Genomic DNA, 16,721 nt, shown 5'->3' on the forward strand with positions numbered 1-16,721 from the left:
CTAGGTGTATTGACCTGAGAGGTTAGGTACGCGGGAAGCGGGAGGGCCCCCGAGGGCGGTGTGGAACCGGTGGTGATTGTAGTGGTGCAACCACCCTGTGAACGCCTCCCGCTTCTCGCTCTCGCTGGTGTAGGGGCGGGCGTAGGCCCATTCCTCGACCAGGACGCGGTTGAACCGCTCGACCTTGCCGTTGGTCTGGGGACGGTAGGGGCGGGTGCGCTTGTGCTCGATGCCCTGGCCGGCCAGCAGGCCCCGCCAGGCGTGGGACTTGTAGCAGGACCCGTTGTCGGTCAGCACCCGCTCCACGACGATGCCCACCGACGCGAAGTAGGCGGCCGCGCGTTCCCAGAACCCGGTGGCGGTCTCCTTCTTCTCATCGGCCAGGATCTCGCAGTAGGCCAGGCGGGAGTGGTCGTCCACGGCGTTGTGCAGGTAGGCGTACCCGGCCCTGGCCCGGTTCTTGCGCCCCCGGGCGCGGCCCAGTGTCTTGTGGCCGCCGCCGTCGGGGATGTTGCCGAGCTTCTTGATGTCCACGTGGACCAGCTCGCCGGGCCGCTCGCGTTCGTATCGGCGCACCACACGGCCGGTGGCCCGGTCCAGGTGGGTGAGGCGGGCGCACTTGTAGCGGGTCAGGACGCGGTGGACGGTGGAGGCGTGCATGCGCAGGTGGCCGCCGATGCGGGCTGGTCCCCACCGGTGGAGGATGCGGAGTTTGATGATCCGGCGCTCGCGGTGGGTGGGGGTGCGCCGGGGGCTGTGGTGGGGGCGGCTGGAGGTGTCGTGCATGCCGGGCTCGCCGAGGGTCCGGTAGCGGTCGGCCCAGCGTTTGGCGGTGGTGGGGCTGGTCTGGAAGCGTTCGGCGGCCCGGCGCAGCGGCCAGCCGTCGTCCACGACGCAGCGGGCCAGGGCCAGGCGCCCGGCGGGTGTGAGGCGGGCGTTGGGGTGGGTAGTGTGGGGCATCGAGGGCCTTCTGGTGAGTCGGTGCAGATGTCGCAATCCACACCGATACCGAAGGCCCTCTTCGTGTGTGTCGGGCGGGGTGGGTGTTACCAACCTCTGTGGTCAGTACAACTAGGGCCGCCGCCGGTCCGTCGTCCGGGGCCGCTCCGCGTTCGCGCGGGGCGGCCCTTCGTGTGCGCTCGGGACCCCTGGGCCACGTCGGACCCGTGCGCCCCATCCGTGAGCAGGCGCCCCACCGGGCCTCCGAAATCACAGAGAGTGCCCGAAACCCCGGGGCGACCGGACGTCCGCCTACAGCGAGGACTCCGTACAGTCACGGATCCGCATCGACCCGCCAGGACTCATAGCACTTGCCATAGCTTGTCCGCCCCCGTGATGACTTGCCCCGGAAGCGGACGTAAGGTTGGCCCGGCGATATACCCGCGTCTCCCCAGCTCGTAGCGGTCATCCGATGAATGCGAACTATCAAGGCATTTGTCGTTATATGTGGCTTTTCTGTTTGTTTGTCACGATTTAGCTACATGGGCGCAGATTGGACGATATGCACCCCGGGGCCGAGTAGGTTTGTCGCTGTGTAACAACCCGGGCGGAACGCCCTGTGGATGTGTCCAACTCCTCGTAGGACCCAGGACACGTTCGCGGGCGGGGTCCGCGGTGGCGGGCCAACCTCCCGCACCGCAGGCCCGGCGCCCACGCCAGCCAGCGTCGAGACCCGGCCGGCCCCACCCGTGAGACCCGCATGGGTCACCCCCCACAGGCCTCACGTGTGGGATCCGTCCCCCCTCGGCCAGAAGCGTATGAGTGGAGAGTGGTGGCCTGATGAGCGCGCCCTCGCATGCCCCCGAGTCGGCCGAGCAGCCCGAGGCTGCGGCCGCGGCAGCCAAGGTGCCGGGCGGGCGCGGCGACGCCGACAGCCGGTCCCTGCGCCAGATCGCCTGGCAGCGCCTGCGCAAGGACAAGGTCGCGATGGTGTCCGGCGTGATCGTCGTGCTGCTCATCCTGGCCGCGATCTTCGCCCCCCTGCTGGCCAAGTGGCTGGGACAGCCGCCCACCCAGTTCAACCAGGACCTGATCGAGCCCAACACGGGCCTGCCCTACGCCGACCCGAACAACACCGAGCCGGTCGGCGGACTGATCCCCGAGGTCGACAACTGGGGCGGCATCAGCGGCGACCACCTCCTGGGCCTGGAGCCCAAGACCGGCCGCGACCTGTTCAGCCGCATCGTCTACGGCGCGCAGATCTCCCTGCTGGTGGCGTTCCTGTCCACCCTGCTGTGCGTGGCCCTGGGAACCCTGCTCGGCATCATCGCCGGGTACAAGGGCGGCTGGGTCGACACCGTCATCAGCCGGGCCATGGACATCTTCCTGGCCTTCCCGCTGATGCTCTTCGCGATCGCCCTGGTCGGCGTCATCCCCAACGGCTTCATCGGCCTGGAGGGCAACGGCCTGCGCATCGCGGTCATCGTCTTCATCATCGGGTTCTTCAACTGGCCCTACATCGCCCGCATCGTGCGCGGCCAGACCCTCTCGCTGCGCGAGCGCGAGTTCGTCGAGGCCGCCCGGAGCCTGGGTGCGAGCAACCGGCACATCCTCTTCAAGGAGATCCTGCCGAACCTGATCACGCCGATCCTGGTCTACTCCACCCTGCTCATCCCCACGAACATCCTGTTCGAGGCGGCCCTGAGCTTCCTGGGCGTCGGTATCAACCCGCCCACCCCGAGCTGGGGCAAGATGCTCTCCGAAGCCGTGGCGCACTACTCCACCGCCCCGTACTTCATCATCTTCCCGGGTCTGGCCATCTTCGTCACCGTCCTCGCCTTCAACCTCTTCGGCGACGGCCTCCGAGACGCCTTCGACCCCAAGACCTCCGACTAGGACCGTACGCCCGGTGCGCGGCCCACCCGCTCGGCCCGCACCCCCACAAGGGCGCACGTCCGCACGGACGGCACCACCCATCCCCACATCAGGTTCGCAAGAGAGGTACTTCCTTGAGGAAACGCACCCTCGGCTTCGTCGCACTCGGCGCGGCGGCGTCCATCTTCCTTGCCGCGTGCGGCAGCGGTGACTCCGGCGAGAACGGCGGCTCCGACGCCGCCGCCGCCTTCGACGCCGGCTCCACCGGTGTCGTGAACCCGTCCGAGGAGACCGGCGGCACCCTGCGCTACGCCATCTCGTCGGACTTCGACTCCACCGACCCGGGCGACACGTACTACGGCTTCAGCTGGAACTTCACCCGCTACTACGCCCGTACGCTGCTGGCGTTCACCCCGGCCCCGGCCGAGGCGTCCACCGAGCTGACCACGGACCTCGCCGCGGGCATGCCCGAGCCCAACGACGACTTCACCCAGTGGACGGTCAAGATCCAGGAGGGCCTCAAGTACGAGGACGGCACTGAGATCACCGCCCAGGACATCAAGTACGCGATCGCCCGCTCCAACTACAACGGCGGCGAGCTGCCCAACGGGCCGCGCTACTTCGAGTCCAGCCTGGACCAGGAGCCGTTCAACGTCTACGAGTCCTCGGACCCGATGGAAGAGTTCACCGCCATCGAGACCCCGGACGACTACACGCTGGTGTTCAACCTCAAGGAGAGCTTCTCGGAGTTCCCCTACGTCCTGACCCAGCCGCAGACCGCCCCGGTCCCCGAGGAGGCCGACCGCGGCGCGCTGTACAAGGAGAACGTCCTCTCCTCCGGCCCGTACAAGTTCGAGGGCCAGTACGAGCCCGGCGTGAAGCTGGACCTGGTCCGCAACGAGAACTGGGACGGCGCCACCGACCCGATCCGCCCGGCCCTGCCGGACGAGGTCACCGTCGAGATCGGTGTCGCCCAGGAGGAGATCGACCAGCGCATCGTCAACGGCGAGCTGGACGTGGACCTCTCCGGCGTCGGCGTCGGCCCGACCATGAAGAGCCAGTTCCTCCAGGACCTGGAGTCGTACGAGACCAACCTGGACAACCCGCTGTCCGGCGCGCTCCGCTACGTCAACATCCACACCCCGAACCTGGAGACGGCCTGCCGCCAGGCGATCGCCTTCGCCGCGGACCGCGACAGCCTGCACCGCGCCTGGGGCGGCGACACCGGTGGCGACCTGGCCACCAACCTGCTCCCGCCGACCATCCCCGGCTCGGACCCCGAGTCCGACCTCTACCCGTCCGAGGACAACAAGGGCGACCTGGAGGCGGCGCAGGACAAGCTCGACGAGTGCGGCGAGTCCGACGGCTTCAAGACCGTCATCGCCGTCCGCGACGGCCGCCCGAACGACCTGGCCACCGCCGAGTCGCTCCAGGAGTCGCTCAAGCGCGTCAACATCGAGCTGGAGATCAAGACCTTCCCGGCCGAGGACTTCTTCGCGCAGTACGCCGGCTCCCAGGACTACGTCCGTGAGAACAACATCGGCCTGAGCGTCTCCGGCTGGATCCCGGACTGGGCCAGCGGCTACGGCTTCGGCTACAAGATCACCTCGGGCGACGCCATCCAGGCCACCGGCAACTACAACACCTCCGAGCTGGACGACCAGGAGGTCAACGCCCTCTGGGACGAGGCCCTCACCACCGAGGACCCCGACGAGCGCGCCGAGATCTACGCCCAGATCGACACGCTGGTGATCGAGCAGGCCGCCATCCTGCCGGTCGTGTTCGACCGCGCGATGTTCTACCGCTCGGACGAGCTGACCAACGTCTACTACACGTCGTCCTACGCCATGTACGACTACATGGCGCTCGGCGTGAACCGGGGCTAGTGCCCCTACCGGCCTGAACTAGTACGAGAAGGCAGGTGAAAGCGGCGGGGGTCCACGGCCCCGTGGACCCCCGCCGCCGACCGCGATGCTGAACTATATTCTTCGCCGCCTCGGTGCGGGACTGCTGCTGCTCGCCGTCGTCACGGCGGTGACCTTCTGGATCTTCTACGTCCTGCCCAAGTGGGCGGGCGTGACCCCGCGCGGGATGGCCGCGATGTACGTGGGCAAGGCCCCGACCCCCGAGGCGCTCGACGCCACGGTGGAGCGGCTGGGCCTGGACCAGCCCGTCATCGTGCAGTTCTTCGACTTCATCCGGTCCCTGGTCTTCGGCGACCAGTTCCAGTTCGGCCGGGAGACGGTGGAGTGCGCGGCCCCCTGCCTGGGCTACTCCTTCACCACCAACAGCCCCGTGCTGGAGCAGCTGCTCGCCCGCCTGCCGATCACCGTGTCCCTCGCCCTGGGCGCGGCCGTGATCTGGCTCATCGGCGGTGTCGCCGTCGGCGTCCTGTCCGCGGTCAAGAGGGGCAGCGTCTTCGACCGCCTGGCCATGGGCACCGCCCTGGTGGGCGTGTCCCTGCCGATCTACTTCACCGGCCTGCTGGCCCTGGCCTTCATCGTCCACGAGTGGAAGGTCCTCCCGGTCCCGCGCTACGCGCCGCTGACCGAGAACCCCGGTGCCTGGTTCACCGCGATGCTGCTGCCCTGGATCACCCTGGCGTTCCTGCACGCCGCCCAGTACGCGCGCCAGACCCGCGCGGGCATGCTGGAGGTCCTGAGCGAGGACTACATCCGCACCGCCCGGGCCAAGGGGCTGAGCGAGCGCAAGGTGATCTTCAAGCACGCCCTGCGCCCCGCCCTGACGCCCATCCTGACGATCTTCGGCCTGGACCTGGGACTGGTCCTGGGCGGCGCCATCCTGACGGAGAAGGTCTTCTCCCTCAAGGGCGTGGGCGCCTACGCCATCGACGCCATCATCGGCAAGGACCTCCCGGTCGTGCTCGGTGTGACGCTCCTGGGCGCCGTCTTCATCGTCGTCTGCAACCTGGTCGTCGACCTGCTGTACCCGCTGGTCGACCCGCGGGTGCGGATCGCGGGCTGACCCCCGCGCCGGTACCGATCAGCTCTAGTGAAGGAATGTGACATGGCCCCGACCGAGCCCGTCGTCCGGGTGGACGACCTGCGGGTGACGTTCCCGACCATGGACGGCGACGTCCAGGCGGTGAACGGACTGTCCTTCGAGGTGCCCGCCGGGGGCGCCCTCGGCATCGTGGGCGAGTCGGGCTCGGGCAAGAGCGTGACCTCGCTGGCCCTGATGGGCCTGCACCGCGGCAGCCGGGCGCGGATCACCGGCGCCATCGAGGTGGCGGGCCAGGACGTGGTCTCGGCCACGGACCGGCAGCTGCGGGCGATGCGCGGCAACGACATCGCGATGGTCTTCCAGGACCCGATGCAGTCGCTGCACCCGCAGTACACCATCGGCAACCAGCTGGTCGAGGCCCACCGCGTCCACCACCCCAAGACCTCCAAGGCCCAGGCCCGCAACCACGCGGTCGGGGCCCTGGACCGGGTCGGCATCCCCGACCCCGCCAACCGCATCAACTCCTACCCGCACGAGTTCTCGGGCGGTATGCGCCAGCGCGTGGTGATCGCGATGGGGTTGATGTGCGATCCGAAGGTGTTGTTGGCGGACGAGCCGACGACGGCTTTGGACGTGACGGTGCAGGCGCGGATCCTGGACCTGCTGGACGAGTTGCGGCGTGATCTGGGGATGGCGCTGATTTTGGTCTCGCACGACCTGGCGGTGGTGGCGGGGTCGGTGGACGAGGTCGTGGTGATGCGCCACGGTGTGGCGGTGGAGCGGGGCGACGTGCGCACGGTGCTGTCGGCGCCCGAGCACCCGTACACGCAGGCGCTGCTGGCGGCGGTGCCGCGGGTGGAGGTCTCCCGCGCCCAGCGCCGCGCCCAGGACCGGTCCGACCGCCTGGACAAGGAGAAGCGCGAGGGCACCGTCACCGACCCGGCGAAGTTCGAGGCCTTCACCCCCGCCCCGGCGGGCGGCGAGCCGCTGCTCAAGGTCGAGGACGTCGCGCAGAGCTTCAAGGTGCGCGGCGGGGTGCTGGGCCGCTCCACCGACTTCTGGGCCGTCAACGGCGTCAGCTTCGACCTGTACAAGGGCGAGACGCTGGGCATCGTGGGCGAGTCCGGGTCGGGCAAGAGCACGCTGTCGCGGATGATCATGCGCCTGCTGGAGCCCACCCGGGGCCGGGTGGTCTTCGAGGGCCAGGACATCACGCACATGTCCGAGCGCGCGCTGCGCCCGCTGCGCCGCGACGTGCAGATGGTGTTCCAGAACCCGTACTCCTCGCTCAACCCGCGCGTGACCGTGGGCGACGCGGTCGGCACCGCGCTGCGGGTGCAGGGCGAGCGCGACACCAAGAAGATCAAGCTCCAGGTGCAGGAGCTGCTGGAGCGGGTGGGCCTCCAGCCCAACCACTACAACCGGTTCCCGCACGCGTTCTCGGGCGGGCAGCGCCAGCGGATCGCGATCGCGCGGGCGCTGATCCTCAAGCCCAAGCTGATCATCTGCGACGAGCCGGTCTCGGCGCTGGACGTGTCCACCCAGGACCAGGTGCTGCGGCTGCTGTCCGAGCTCCAGGACGACTTCGGGCTGACCTACATCTTCGTCGCGCACGACCTGGCGGTGGTGCGCCAGGTCAGCGACCGCGTCGCGGTCATGCGCAAGGGCGAGGTGGTGGAGCTGGGCGACAGCGACGCCATCTACGAGAACCCGCAGAGCGACTACACCCGCCAGCTGCTGACGGCTGCCCCGCTGCTGGACCCGGACGAGGCCCGCAGCCAGCGCGCCGAGCGCGAGGCGCTGCGCGCGGAGGCGGCCCGGACCGCCTGACGCGGCCGGGCGGGGCGCCCGCACCGCGGGCGGGGCCCGCCCGCGCGGCGCGGGTGCGCAGGAGTGCGGTCCGGTGCGCCGGACCGCGGAGGGGGCCGGTCGGCGACCGGCCCCCTCCGGCGTTCAGCGGGGCGCCGCGGGCGGGCGCCCGGTGGCCGCGGCGCAGAAGAGGTCGGCCAGCTCGCGGCCGTAGTCGGCCGGGGAAGCCCCGGCGCGCCCGCGCAGCACGGCCGGCGCCCCCCGCAGCGCGGCGAACAGCGCGTCGGTGAAGACCCCGGTGTCGAACGGCCGGAACTCCCCGTGCCGCTGCCCCTCGGAGAGGAAGCCGCCCAGCTCGGCCCGCCCCGCCAGCTCCTGGGCGTCGAGTTCGGCGCGCAGCCCGGCCGGCAGGGTGGCGGCGGAGACGATCTCCCGCCGGGCCGCCATCTCCTCGGGATTGCTCGCGCAGTAGCCGACGTTGCCGGTGATGATCCGGCGCAGGGCGTCCTCGAACCCCTCCAGCGGCTCCCCGCCGCCCTCCATCGCCTGGTCGAGCCGGGCGGCGATGTCGTGCATCACCCGCCGCATCAGCCGTTCCTTGGTCTTGAAGTGGTACGTGATCAGGCCCGGGCTGATCGAGGCCCGCGCGGCGATGCGCACGAACGACGCCCGGGCGTACCCCTCCTCCGCGATGGTCGCGATGGCGGACCGCACGATCTGGTCGCGGCGCGCGGCCTCCACGAACGTCTCCCCGGACCCCTCCGGATCCTTTCCTGGTTGCATGTACAGGATCCTATATGCTCAACTAGGAGAGAGTCCACCACCGGAGGGGGAGTGCCGCATGGAGACCGCAGCGCTGGCGCTGACGCGGGTCACCGCGCTGGTCGGCGACGGCCTGGAGCCGGTCCAGGGCACCGTCGTGGTCGAGGGCGGGCGGGTCGCCGCCGTCGGCGACGTTCCCGTCCCCGCCGGGGCCCGGGAGGTCGCCCTGCCCGGCCACACCGTGCTCCCCGGCCTGGTGGACACCCACGTCCACCTGGGCGCCCCCGGCGGCGCGGGCCCGCTCGCCCTGGCCGGCGCCGTCCTGGGCCACCTGCGCTTCCAGCCGCGCGGGCGCCGCGCCTTCCTCGCCCACGGCGTCACCACCGTGTGCAGCCTGGGCGACGACGACGCCTGGGTCCACGAGCTGCGCCGCCGCACGGCCGACGGCTCCCTGCCCGGCCCGCGTGTGCGCATCGCCGGCCCGCTCTTCACCGCCCCCGGCGGACACCCGGTCGCCACCCTGGGGGCCTCGCCCGACGACGATTGGGTCCGGGTGCCCCGCAGCCCCGACCACGCCCGGGAGCAGGTGGCCGCGCTGGCCGGGGGCGCGGACCCCGTCGACGTGGTCAAGGTCGTCCAGGACCGGGGCGACCCCGCCCGGAGGTCCCTGGAACCCGTCGCCCCGGCGGTGCTGGCCGCGATCGCCGACGAGGCCCACCGGCACGGCGTCCCGGTGGTCGCCCACTGGGGGACCCTGCCCGACCTGGCCGAGCTGCTGGAGGCCGGGGCCGACCACCTCCAGCACCTGGAGCCGCGCGGCCCCCTGGCGGGCTGGCCCGCCGAGCTGCTGGAGGCCCTGGTGGCGCGCGGCACCACCCTCGCGCCCACCCTGGCCGTCACCGAGGCGCTGCTGGACGCCGACACCGCCCGCACGCTGCGCCGCCGGGTCCGGGAGTTCCACGAGGCCGGCGGCACCGTGCTGGCGGGCAGCGACAGCGGCATGCCGGCCGTGCCCCCGGGGGCGGGGCTGGTCCGCGAGGTCGAGCTGCTGGCCGCCTGCGGCCTCACCCCGCGCGAGGCCCTGGCCGCCGCCACCACCGGGCCCGCCCGCGCCCTGGGCGCCGGGGCGGCGCTCGTCCCCGGCGCCCCGGCCGACCTGCTGGTCGTCCGGGGCGACCCGCACACCGGGACCGACCCCCTGCGCCGGGTCGCCCTGGTCCTGCGCGGGGGCCGGCCCGCCGCCCGCGCGGGACGCCGACGCACCCGCCGTCTCCGAGGAGGGACACCGTGAAGATCCGGGAAAGAGGAAACGTGACCGCCGCCGAGCCCGCGGGCCCGCCCGCCGTCGTCCGCCACGGGGCGGGCCACCACCTGTTCGTATGGGGGGTCCTCCCGCCGCTGGGGGCCGCCGCCGGAGGGCTGCTGTCCCTGCTCCCGGGGTGGCTGCTCGCCCTGCCGGACTGGGTCCTGGCGCTGCCGTTCCTGCCGGGCCCGGACAAGGTCGAACTCCTGGCCGGGGTGAGCGGCCCGGTCCTCACCGCGGTCCTGGCCGTCGTCGGCCTGCTGGGCGGGGGGCTCCTGGCGCTGATGTCCTACGAGGAGGCCGTCATGGTGGAGGCCGGCGCGGACTCCGTGCGGGTGACCGCCTCCGGCGGGACCGCGGAGGTGGCCCGCACCCGCTTCGGCACCGCCTTCCTGGACGGCCGGGAGCTGGTGGTCCTGGACACCGACACCGCCGAGGCGGTCCGCGTCGTGACCGACCACGGGGAGAAGCGGCTGCGCGCCGCGTTCGAGGCGCACGGGTACGCGTGGTCCGACGCCGATCCGCACGAGGGCGACTTCCTGCGCTGGCTGGACGGCACACCCGACCTGGACGCGCACGCGCAGGCGCTGCTGCGCACCCGACAGGAGGCGCTGGAGCGCAAGGACGCGGACGACGCCGCCGGGCTGCGGACCGAGCTGGCCGGACGGGGCCTGGTCGTGCGCGACCGGGAGCGGCGCCAGTACTGGCGGGCGCTGCCCGCCCGCGGGGGACGGCCGGTACCGGGGACCGACTGACGGGGCCCGGCCGCGCCGCCGCACCCGGCCGGGGCGGCGGCGCGGCCGGGTCGGCGGGTCAGGTGCCGACGATCCCGCCGTCGTCCTTGCGCACCGCCACCACCGCGCAGCGGGCGCGGCCCCCGGGGTCGAACCCGGGCCAGTTGCCGACCGCCCGCGGGTTCCGTGCGGTGGGCTCCCCCCAGCGGGCGTCGGAGGTCCCCGGGCCGCGCACCGCCACGAACAGGGTCCGCTGGTCCGGGGTGGCCCCCACCCCGGCGATCCCGGAGCCGCGCGGTCCGGTCATGAAGCGCCGCACGCTCCGGCCCGCCGCGTCGGCGCACAGCAGGGCGCTGTTGCCCAGCTGCTCGCGGGAGGCGTCCCGGCCCAGGTGGGCGACGTCGGTGGAAATCCACATCCGCCCGTCCGCCCCGGAGAAGACCCCGCCGGGGGAGGCGAACACCGTGCCCCGGCCCGCCCCGGCCCGGGCGAACTCCCGCCAGGCCATGACGGTCGCGGCGTGGTCGCCCGCCCCCTCGGTCCAGGCGATCAGCCGGCCGCCCCCGCCGCCGTCGGCCTCGGGCAGGTACACCTCGCCGCTGTCGGGGTGGACCGCGGGCCGCCCCGGCCCCTGGAACCCGGTCGCGCCCACCGCGGCCGCCGCCTCGCGCGCCCGCAGCAGCACCGCGGCCTGGTCGGCGAACCCGTCCCGGGCGGTGAGCCCGGACCGGCCGTGCGCCAGCGGCAGCCACGCCCCCGTCCCGTCCCCGTCCAGCCGCAGCGCGTACAGGGTGCCCTCGTCCAGCGGGCTCGACCCCGGCCTGCGGGACTCCGCCCAGGGCCGGGCGGCGACGAACTTGTACACGTGGGCGGTGTCGCTCATGTACACCACCGGGCGCCCCCGCGAGCCGCCCACGGCCAGCCCCGTGTGCCCCAGCCGCCCCAGGGCGGTGCGCTTGGCCGGCGGGGCCTGGGGGTCGAACGGGTCGATCTCCACCACCCAGCCGAACCGGTCGGCCTCCCCGGGCGTGCGCGCCAGGTCGAACCGGTCCAGGTGCCGGTGCCAGCCGCGCACGGAGTCCGCCGTCAGGCCGTAGGCGTCGTGGGCGGCCCCGGGCCGCCAGGACCGCTCCCGGGTCCCGAAGGCGTCGGCGAAGGTGTCCTCCCCGGTCAGGTAGGTGTTCCAGGGGGTGACCGCGTGCGCGGACCCGCCGGTGGTGCCCAGCGGCTCCTCCCCGGTGTCCAGGGCGGCGTGCCCGGCCAGCGGCCCGGAGAACACCACGGGGGTGTCCGCGGTGACCCGGCGGTTCAGCTCGTCGTGCGCCATCCGCCAGCGCCCCTCGGCCAGCTCGACCCGCACCACGGTCGCCCCCAGGGAGGCGATCTCCTTGGCGGTCCCCTCGGCGGTGCCGGCCCCGTGCGCGCCGGGGTGCAGCAGCACCGGATCGAGGGTGGAGTGGCCGAGCACCAGCAGGCCGTCGCGGGTGCCCGCCCGGGAGGGGCCCATCGGCAGGTAGTGCAGGCCGCCGTGCCCGGTGCCGACCTGCTGCCGGGCCCGGTCGGCGGTGTCGGAGGCGTCCGGCCGCCAGGCGGGCCCGCCCGGGGCGATCGGCGCGCCCCAGGGGAGCAGGACGCGGGCGGTGTACCCGGGCGGCACGGTCAGCCGGTCGGCGCCCGCCACCGGGACCTCGGTGAAGCCCGGGGCGCCGTCGTCGGGGACGACGGCGCCCCGGGAGGCCAGGGCCGTGCCGGAGGGCAGGCCGGCCAGCGCGGCGGCCAGCGCCCCCGCGCCCGCCGAGCACAGCAGGCGGCGCCGGGTCACGGCGGGTGAGTGCGGTTCCGGGTCCCCCGCGGGCCGGGTGCGGTCGGTCATGGTCCCCTCCGGGGTGTGTCGCGGACGCGACGAATCTCTCTAATGGTGACGACATAACCACACAGAGTGACGAATTGCCCGCAGGCGGACTCCGCGTCGCGAGGAGGAAATAAAAACGGTTATCATTTTCTTATTACTGGCACACCACGGCAGCCGGTCCACCGGCGAAGGAGAGGCCCATGGCGCGCAACGACGTCCGCCCCATCATCAAGCTCAAGTCCACGGCCGGGACCGGCTACACCTACGTGACCCGCAAGAACCGGCGCAACGACCCCGACCGCCTCACCCTGCGCAAGTACGACCCGGTGGTCCGCCGCCACGTCGACTTCAGGGAAGAGCGCTGACCCCGCGCCGCACCCCGGCCGCCACCACGCACACCGACCCCGGAAAGGGCGTACAGCCATGAAGCAGGGCATCCACCCCGACTACCGCCCGGTCGTCTTCCGCGACCGCGCGGGCGACTTCGCCATCCTCACCCGGTCCACCCGGACCTCCGACGCCACCGTCGAGTGGGAGGACGGCAACACCTACCCGGTGGTCGACGTCGAGATCTCCAGCGCGAGCCACCCGTTCTACACCGGCAACGCCCGCGTGGTGGACACGGCCGGACGCGTCGAGCGCTTCAAGCGCCGGTACAACAAGTAACGGTCGGGAACGACCGACGGCGGGGCCCCGGCCCCGCCGCCGACACGGACGGAGGACACGATGGCCGTACCCAAGCGCAGGATGTCGCGCTCCAACACCCGCACCCGCCGCTCCCAGTGGCGGGCCCAGGCCCCCGACCTGGTCCCCCTCACCCTCGCCGGCCGCGAGTACCTGGTCCCGCGCAACCTGGTCCCGGCCTACCGGCGCGGGCTGCTGCCCCCGCCGGCCTGACGCCGCGCCGGCCGCGGGGGCGCCCGCCGGGCGCCCCCGCGGCCGCGTCCGGGTCCGGTCCGCGACCGACCGCGCGAAACGCCCCCGCGCCGGTGCTCGAACACTCCGCCGGTCGGGCAGGCTGGTGGGGTGACCACAACCGCCACGGGGACCCCGCCCCCCGGTCCCGCCGCCGTGCACGCCCCGCGCCGCCCCGTCGACCTCTTCGTCGGGGTCGGCGGACTGTGCCTGATCGCGGTGCTCCTGCTCGCCGTGCGCGCGGTCACCGACGGCCTGATCGGCCCCGGGACCCTGCGCGCGCTGCTGCCCTCGGGGCCGCTCTTCCTCGCCGCGGTGGGCGCCAACCTCGCCCTCGTCCTGCTGGTCTGCGCCTCCGCGCTGCTCGCCCTCTTCGCCGGGGCCCTGCGCGACCTGCTCCGGGCCGGCTCGGCCGCCGTCGCTGCCTACGCGCTCACCTCCGCGGTCAACGCGGTCCTGTTCACGCTCATCGGCCCCGGCCGGACCCCCGCCGTCGCGCCCGGGGCCCCCGTCGACCTGTTCACCGGCGCCACCCTCGGCTACGTCGCCGCGGCCCTGGCCTACCTGCTCACCATGCCCGCCGGACAGCCCCGGGTGCGCTCCCTGCTGTGGGCGGCCACCGCCACCTCCGCCGCCTGCGCCCTGCTGGCCGGGGTCACCAGCCTGTCCGCCCTGCTCCTCACCGTGATCGCCGGGGTGACCTGCTCGGGGCTGCTGGGCTACGCGGTCGGCGCGGGCACCCCGCCCCCCGCCCACGGTCTGCTGCGCGCGGAGCTGCGCAGGTTCGGCCTGGAGCCCGTCGACGTCGTCCCCGCCGGGACCGACCCCGAGGGCGACCCGCGCCACCTGGTGGAGCTGGCCGGCGGCGGCCGGGCCGAGGCCGTCGTGCTCGGCTCCGAGAACACCCTCGGGTTCTGGCGGCGGCTGCGCGACCTGCTGCTGCTGCGCGGCCCCTTCGCCCCCCGCATGCTCTACGGGGTGCGGCGGCGCGCCGAGCACGCCGCGCTCATGGCCCACGCCGTGCGCGCCGCGGGGGTGGCCACACCCCGGGTGCTGGCCGTCGGCGAGCCCCGCCCCGGCACGGTCCTGCTGGTGCGCGAGCTGCCCGACGTGCGCCCCCTGGACGACCTGGCGGGGGAGGAGTTCACCGACGCCCTGCTCGACCGCTGCTGGGAGGCGCTGGGGCGGCTGCACCGGCACCGCGTCGCCCACGGCAACCTGCACGGGGCCACGGTCGGGACGGGCCCGGACGGCGGGATCGTCCTCACCGGGGTGGGCCGGGGGTCGGTGGCGGCGCCGCCGCTGACCGTCTCCCTCGACGACGCGGCGCTGGTCGCCCTGCTGGCCGCCCGGGTCGGCGCCGAGCGCGCCGTCGCCTCGGCGGTGCGCGCCCTGGGGGTGCCCGCCACCGCCGCCATGCTGCCGTTCCTCCAGCCGCCCGGGCTGCCCTACCCGCTGCGCCGCGCGCTGCGCGCCCGCAAGGGGCTGCTGGGCCGGCTGCGCGCGGCCGTGATCGAGGTCGCCCCCGAGGCCCCCGCCGAGCCGGCGCGGGTGGAGCGGATGCGGCCGCGCACCGTCGTGAGCGTCATCGTCGCCACCGCGGTCGGCCTGGTCCTGCTGTACCAGCTCACGGGCGTGGACCTGAGCGCCGTGGGCCGGGCCGACCCCGGGTGGGCGCTGGCCGCGTTCGCGACGGCCACGGCGTGCATGGTCGCCGCGGCCATGGTGCTCATCGGGTTCGTGCCGGTCCGGCTGCCCTGGTGGCGCAGCGTCCTGGTGCAGTACGCGGCGTCGTTCGTGCGCATCGCCGCCCCGGCGGGGCTGGGGTCGATCGCGGTCAACACCCGGTTCGCGATCAAGGCCGGGGCGTCCACCCCGCTGGCGCTGTCGGGGGTGGGCCTGGGCCAGCTGGTCGGGCTGCTGGTTCATGTGCCGCTGCTGCTGGTGTGCGCGTACCTGACCGGGACCTCGTACTGGACCGGGTTCACGCCCTCGCCGACGGTGGTGACCATCGCGATCGCCGTCACCTCGATCGTCGCCGCGGTGCTGCTCTCGCCGCGGCTGCGCCGGGCCCTGGCCGACCGGGTCCGGCCCTACCTGCGCGGGGTGCTGCCCCGGCTGCTGGACACGCTCCAGCGGCCGGCCTCCCTGGCGACGGGGCTGGGCGGGACGGTGCTGCTGACGGTGGCGTTCGTGCTGTGCCTGTACTTCTCGGTGCTGGCGTTCGCCCCCGACCCCGCCGGGGTGAGCCTGGTGGCCGTCGCGGTGGTGTTCCTGGCCGGGAACGCCATCGGCTCGGCGGCGCCCACGCCGGGCGGGCTGGGCGCGGTGGAGGCCGCGCTCATCGGCGGGCTGACGGCGGTGGCCGGGGTCCCGGCGGCGGTGGCGCTGCCCGCGGTGCTGCTGTTCCGGGTTTTCACGTTCTGGTTCCCGGTGCTGCCGGGCTGGGCGGCGTTCTCCTACCTCCAGCGGCGGGAGGCCGTCTGAGCGGGGGTAGCCTGGCAGGGCGTCGGAAAAGTCCTGGTCCGTGCCTTTTGTCACAGAAAGTGGCGCACGGTCGCGGAAGCGGTTAATCCTGATTTATGGTCGGGTGACTAGGAAATGTCCGGGCGGCACCGCACCGCCGCCCGCCACCGTGCAAAGGACCCCGACGATGCGCCGCCCCATCCTCGCCGCCCCCGCAGCCGCAGCCGTCCTGGCGGTGGCCGCCTGCGGCGCCCCCTCCGAGAACGCGGCCGCCCCCGCGGAGGGCACCGAGGTCCTCACCGTCGGCGCCACCGCCGTCCCCGCGGGCGACATCCTGGACTTCGTCGACGCCGAACTCGCCGCGGACGCCGGGCTGGACCTGGAGATCGTCGAGTACTCCGACTACATCGCCCCCAACGCCGCCCTGGCCGAGGGCCAGCTGGACGTGAACCTGTACCAGCACGAGCCGTTCCTGGCGGAGTACAACGAGGGCAACGGCACCGACCTGGTCGCCGTCGAGCCGGTCTACCTGCCGCCGCTGGGCCTGTACTCCTTCGAGGTCGACGCCGCCGAGGACCTGGCCGAGGGGGCCGAGGTGGCGCTGCCCAACGACCCCACCAACGAGTTCCGCGCCCTGCTGCTGCTCCAGGAGGGCGGGCTCATCACCCTGGCCGAGGGCACCGACGCCGCCACCTTCTCCCTGGACGACATCGAGGAGAACCCCAAGGACCTGGTGTTCCGCGAGGTCGAGGCGGCCCAGCTGCCGCGCTCGCTGGACGACGTGGACGCGGCGATCGTCAACAACAACTACGCCCAGGAGGCGGGGCTGGACTTCGAGGAGGACTCGATCCTCCTGGAGGCCGTCGAGGACAACCCGTACGTGAACATCCTGGCCGCCCGCGCCGACAACGCCGACGACCCGCGCGTGGCGACCCTGGTGGAGCTGCTCACCTCGGACGAGACCGCGGCGTTCATCGAGGAGGAGTTCGGCGGCAGCGTCATCCCCGCCGCCCGGGGCTGAGCGCCCGCCCGGACCTCCGCGGCCGCCCGCCCCGTCCGGGGCGGGCGGCCGGGCCGTCGCAGGGACCGGATTGAATGGGCG

14 protein-coding genes are annotated in these 16,721 nt (G+C 73.5%); 11 read left to right on the forward strand and 3 right to left on the reverse strand.

Going from position 1 to position 16,721, the window contains the following annotated elements; genetic code table 11:
- Positions 1-960, reverse strand: coding sequence for an IS481 family transposase (locus BUE45_RS29175; protein WP_073378321.1), 960 nt, complete (start codon positions 958-960; stop codon positions 1-3).
- An 819-nt stretch (positions 961-1,779) separates the two neighbouring features.
- On the opposite strand from BUE45_RS29175, the gene BUE45_RS29180 reads away from it, so the two are divergent.
- The 4 genes from BUE45_RS29180 (at position 1,780) to BUE45_RS29195 (ending at position 7,608) form a co-directional block, all read left to right on the forward strand.
- Positions 1,780-2,835 carry an ABC transporter permease gene (locus BUE45_RS29180; protein ID WP_073384145.1) on the forward strand — a complete coding sequence of 352 codons (1,056 nt, stop codon included), beginning with the start codon at positions 1,780-1,782 and terminating at the stop codon, positions 2,833-2,835.
- 113 nt (positions 2,836-2,948) lie between these two features.
- Positions 2,949-4,700, forward strand: coding sequence for an ABC transporter substrate-binding protein (locus BUE45_RS29185; RefSeq protein ID WP_073384146.1), 1,752 nt, complete (start codon positions 2,949-2,951; stop codon positions 4,698-4,700).
- Positions 4,701-4,785: 85 nt separating this feature from the next.
- Complete coding sequence (locus BUE45_RS29190) at positions 4,786-5,799, forward strand: ABC transporter permease (protein WP_073384147.1); 1,014 nt, start codon at positions 4,786-4,788, stop codon at positions 5,797-5,799.
- A 42-nt stretch (positions 5,800-5,841) separates the two neighbouring features.
- Positions 5,842-7,608: an ABC transporter ATP-binding protein gene (locus BUE45_RS29195; RefSeq protein ID WP_073384148.1), complete on the forward strand. Its 1,767-nt coding sequence runs from the start codon at positions 5,842-5,844 to the stop codon at positions 7,606-7,608.
- Between the two features lie 123 nt (positions 7,609-7,731).
- Here the strand turns inward: BUE45_RS29195 and BUE45_RS29200 are convergent, their stop codons facing one another.
- A complete protein-coding gene (locus BUE45_RS29200; protein WP_143173517.1) occupies positions 7,732-8,370 on the reverse strand; it encodes a TetR/AcrR family transcriptional regulator in 639 nt (212 codons plus the stop codon).
- A 58-nt stretch (positions 8,371-8,428) separates the two neighbouring features.
- Between BUE45_RS29200 and BUE45_RS29205 the strand changes: the two genes are divergently transcribed.
- Both BUE45_RS29205 and BUE45_RS29210 read left to right on the forward strand, forming a co-directional pair.
- Positions 8,429-9,640 carry an amidohydrolase family protein gene (locus BUE45_RS29205; protein WP_073384150.1) on the forward strand — a complete coding sequence of 404 codons (1,212 nt, stop codon included), beginning with the start codon at positions 8,429-8,431 and terminating at the stop codon, positions 9,638-9,640.
- 20 nt (positions 9,641-9,660) lie between these two features.
- On the forward strand, positions 9,661-10,407 hold the full coding sequence (locus BUE45_RS29210; RefSeq protein ID WP_084738109.1) for a YqeB family protein: 747 nt from the start codon (positions 9,661-9,663) through the stop codon (positions 10,405-10,407).
- Positions 10,408-10,465: 58 nt separating this feature from the next.
- On the opposite strand, the gene BUE45_RS29215 is transcribed toward BUE45_RS29210, so the two are convergent.
- Entirely contained in the window at positions 10,466-12,259 is a 1,794-nt protein-coding gene (locus tag BUE45_RS29215; protein WP_073384152.1) for a PhoX family protein, read from the reverse strand.
- 179 nt (positions 12,260-12,438) lie between these two features.
- Here BUE45_RS29215 and rpmG point away from each other — a divergent pair, with 179 nt between their 5' ends.
- The 5 genes from rpmG (at position 12,439) to BUE45_RS29240 (ending at position 16,640) form a co-directional block, all read left to right on the forward strand.
- Positions 12,439-12,603, forward strand: a complete 165-nt coding sequence (gene rpmG / locus BUE45_RS29220) for a 50S ribosomal protein L33 (protein WP_073384153.1) — start codon at positions 12,439-12,441, stop codon at positions 12,601-12,603.
- A 58-nt stretch (positions 12,604-12,661) separates the two neighbouring features.
- A complete protein-coding gene (locus BUE45_RS29225; protein ID WP_073384154.1) occupies positions 12,662-12,904 on the forward strand; it encodes a type B 50S ribosomal protein L31 in 243 nt (80 codons plus the stop codon).
- Between the two features lie 60 nt (positions 12,905-12,964).
- Positions 12,965-13,135, forward strand: coding sequence for a 50S ribosomal protein L32 (gene rpmF, locus BUE45_RS29230; protein WP_073384155.1), 171 nt, complete (start codon positions 12,965-12,967; stop codon positions 13,133-13,135).
- 129 nt (positions 13,136-13,264) lie between these two features.
- On the forward strand, positions 13,265-15,640 hold the full coding sequence (locus BUE45_RS29235) for a lysylphosphatidylglycerol synthase transmembrane domain-containing protein (RefSeq protein WP_245833547.1): 2,376 nt from the start codon (positions 13,265-13,267) through the stop codon (positions 15,638-15,640).
- A gap of 166 nt (positions 15,641-15,806) precedes the next feature.
- Complete coding sequence (locus tag BUE45_RS29240; protein WP_073384156.1) at positions 15,807-16,640, forward strand: MetQ/NlpA family ABC transporter substrate-binding protein; 834 nt, start codon at positions 15,807-15,809, stop codon at positions 16,638-16,640.
- Positions 16,641-16,721: the final 81 nt, after the last annotated feature.

Source organism: Nocardiopsis flavescens, assembly GCF_900141985.1.
Lineage (GTDB): Bacteria > Actinomycetota > Actinomycetes > Streptosporangiales > Streptosporangiaceae > Nocardiopsis > Nocardiopsis flavescens.

What these genes read in the sequence shown, in the direction of transcription:
- BUE45_RS29225 (WP_073384154.1), top strand. Translation starts at nt 12,662, where the DNA reads ATGAAGCAGGGCATCCACCCCGACTACCGCCCGGTCGTCTTCCGCGAC.
- rpmF (WP_073384155.1), top strand. Translation starts at nt 12,965, where the DNA reads ATGGCCGTACCCAAGCGCAGGATGTCGCGCTCCAACACCCGCACCCGC.
- BUE45_RS29195 (WP_073384148.1), top strand. Translation starts at nt 5,842, where the DNA reads ATGGCCCCGACCGAGCCCGTCGTCCGGGTGGACGACCTGCGGGTGACG.
- BUE45_RS29175 (WP_073378321.1), bottom strand. Translation starts at nt 960, where the DNA reads ATGCCCCACACTACCCACCCCAACGCCCGCCTCACACCCGCCGGGCGC.
- BUE45_RS29215 (WP_073384152.1), bottom strand. Translation starts at nt 12,259, where the DNA reads ATGACCGACCGCACCCGGCCCGCGGGGGACCCGGAACCGCACTCACCC.
- rpmG (WP_073384153.1), top strand. Translation starts at nt 12,439, where the DNA reads ATGGCGCGCAACGACGTCCGCCCCATCATCAAGCTCAAGTCCACGGCC.
- BUE45_RS29190 (WP_073384147.1), top strand. Translation starts at nt 4,786, where the DNA reads ATGCTGAACTATATTCTTCGCCGCCTCGGTGCGGGACTGCTGCTGCTC.
- BUE45_RS29180 (WP_073384145.1), top strand. Translation starts at nt 1,780, where the DNA reads ATGAGCGCGCCCTCGCATGCCCCCGAGTCGGCCGAGCAGCCCGAGGCT.
- BUE45_RS29205 (WP_073384150.1), top strand. Translation starts at nt 8,429, where the DNA reads ATGGAGACCGCAGCGCTGGCGCTGACGCGGGTCACCGCGCTGGTCGGC.
- BUE45_RS29200 (WP_143173517.1), bottom strand. Translation starts at nt 8,370, where the DNA reads ATGCAACCAGGAAAGGATCCGGAGGGGTCCGGGGAGACGTTCGTGGAG.
- BUE45_RS29240 (WP_073384156.1), top strand. Translation starts at nt 15,807, where the DNA reads ATGCGCCGCCCCATCCTCGCCGCCCCCGCAGCCGCAGCCGTCCTGGCG.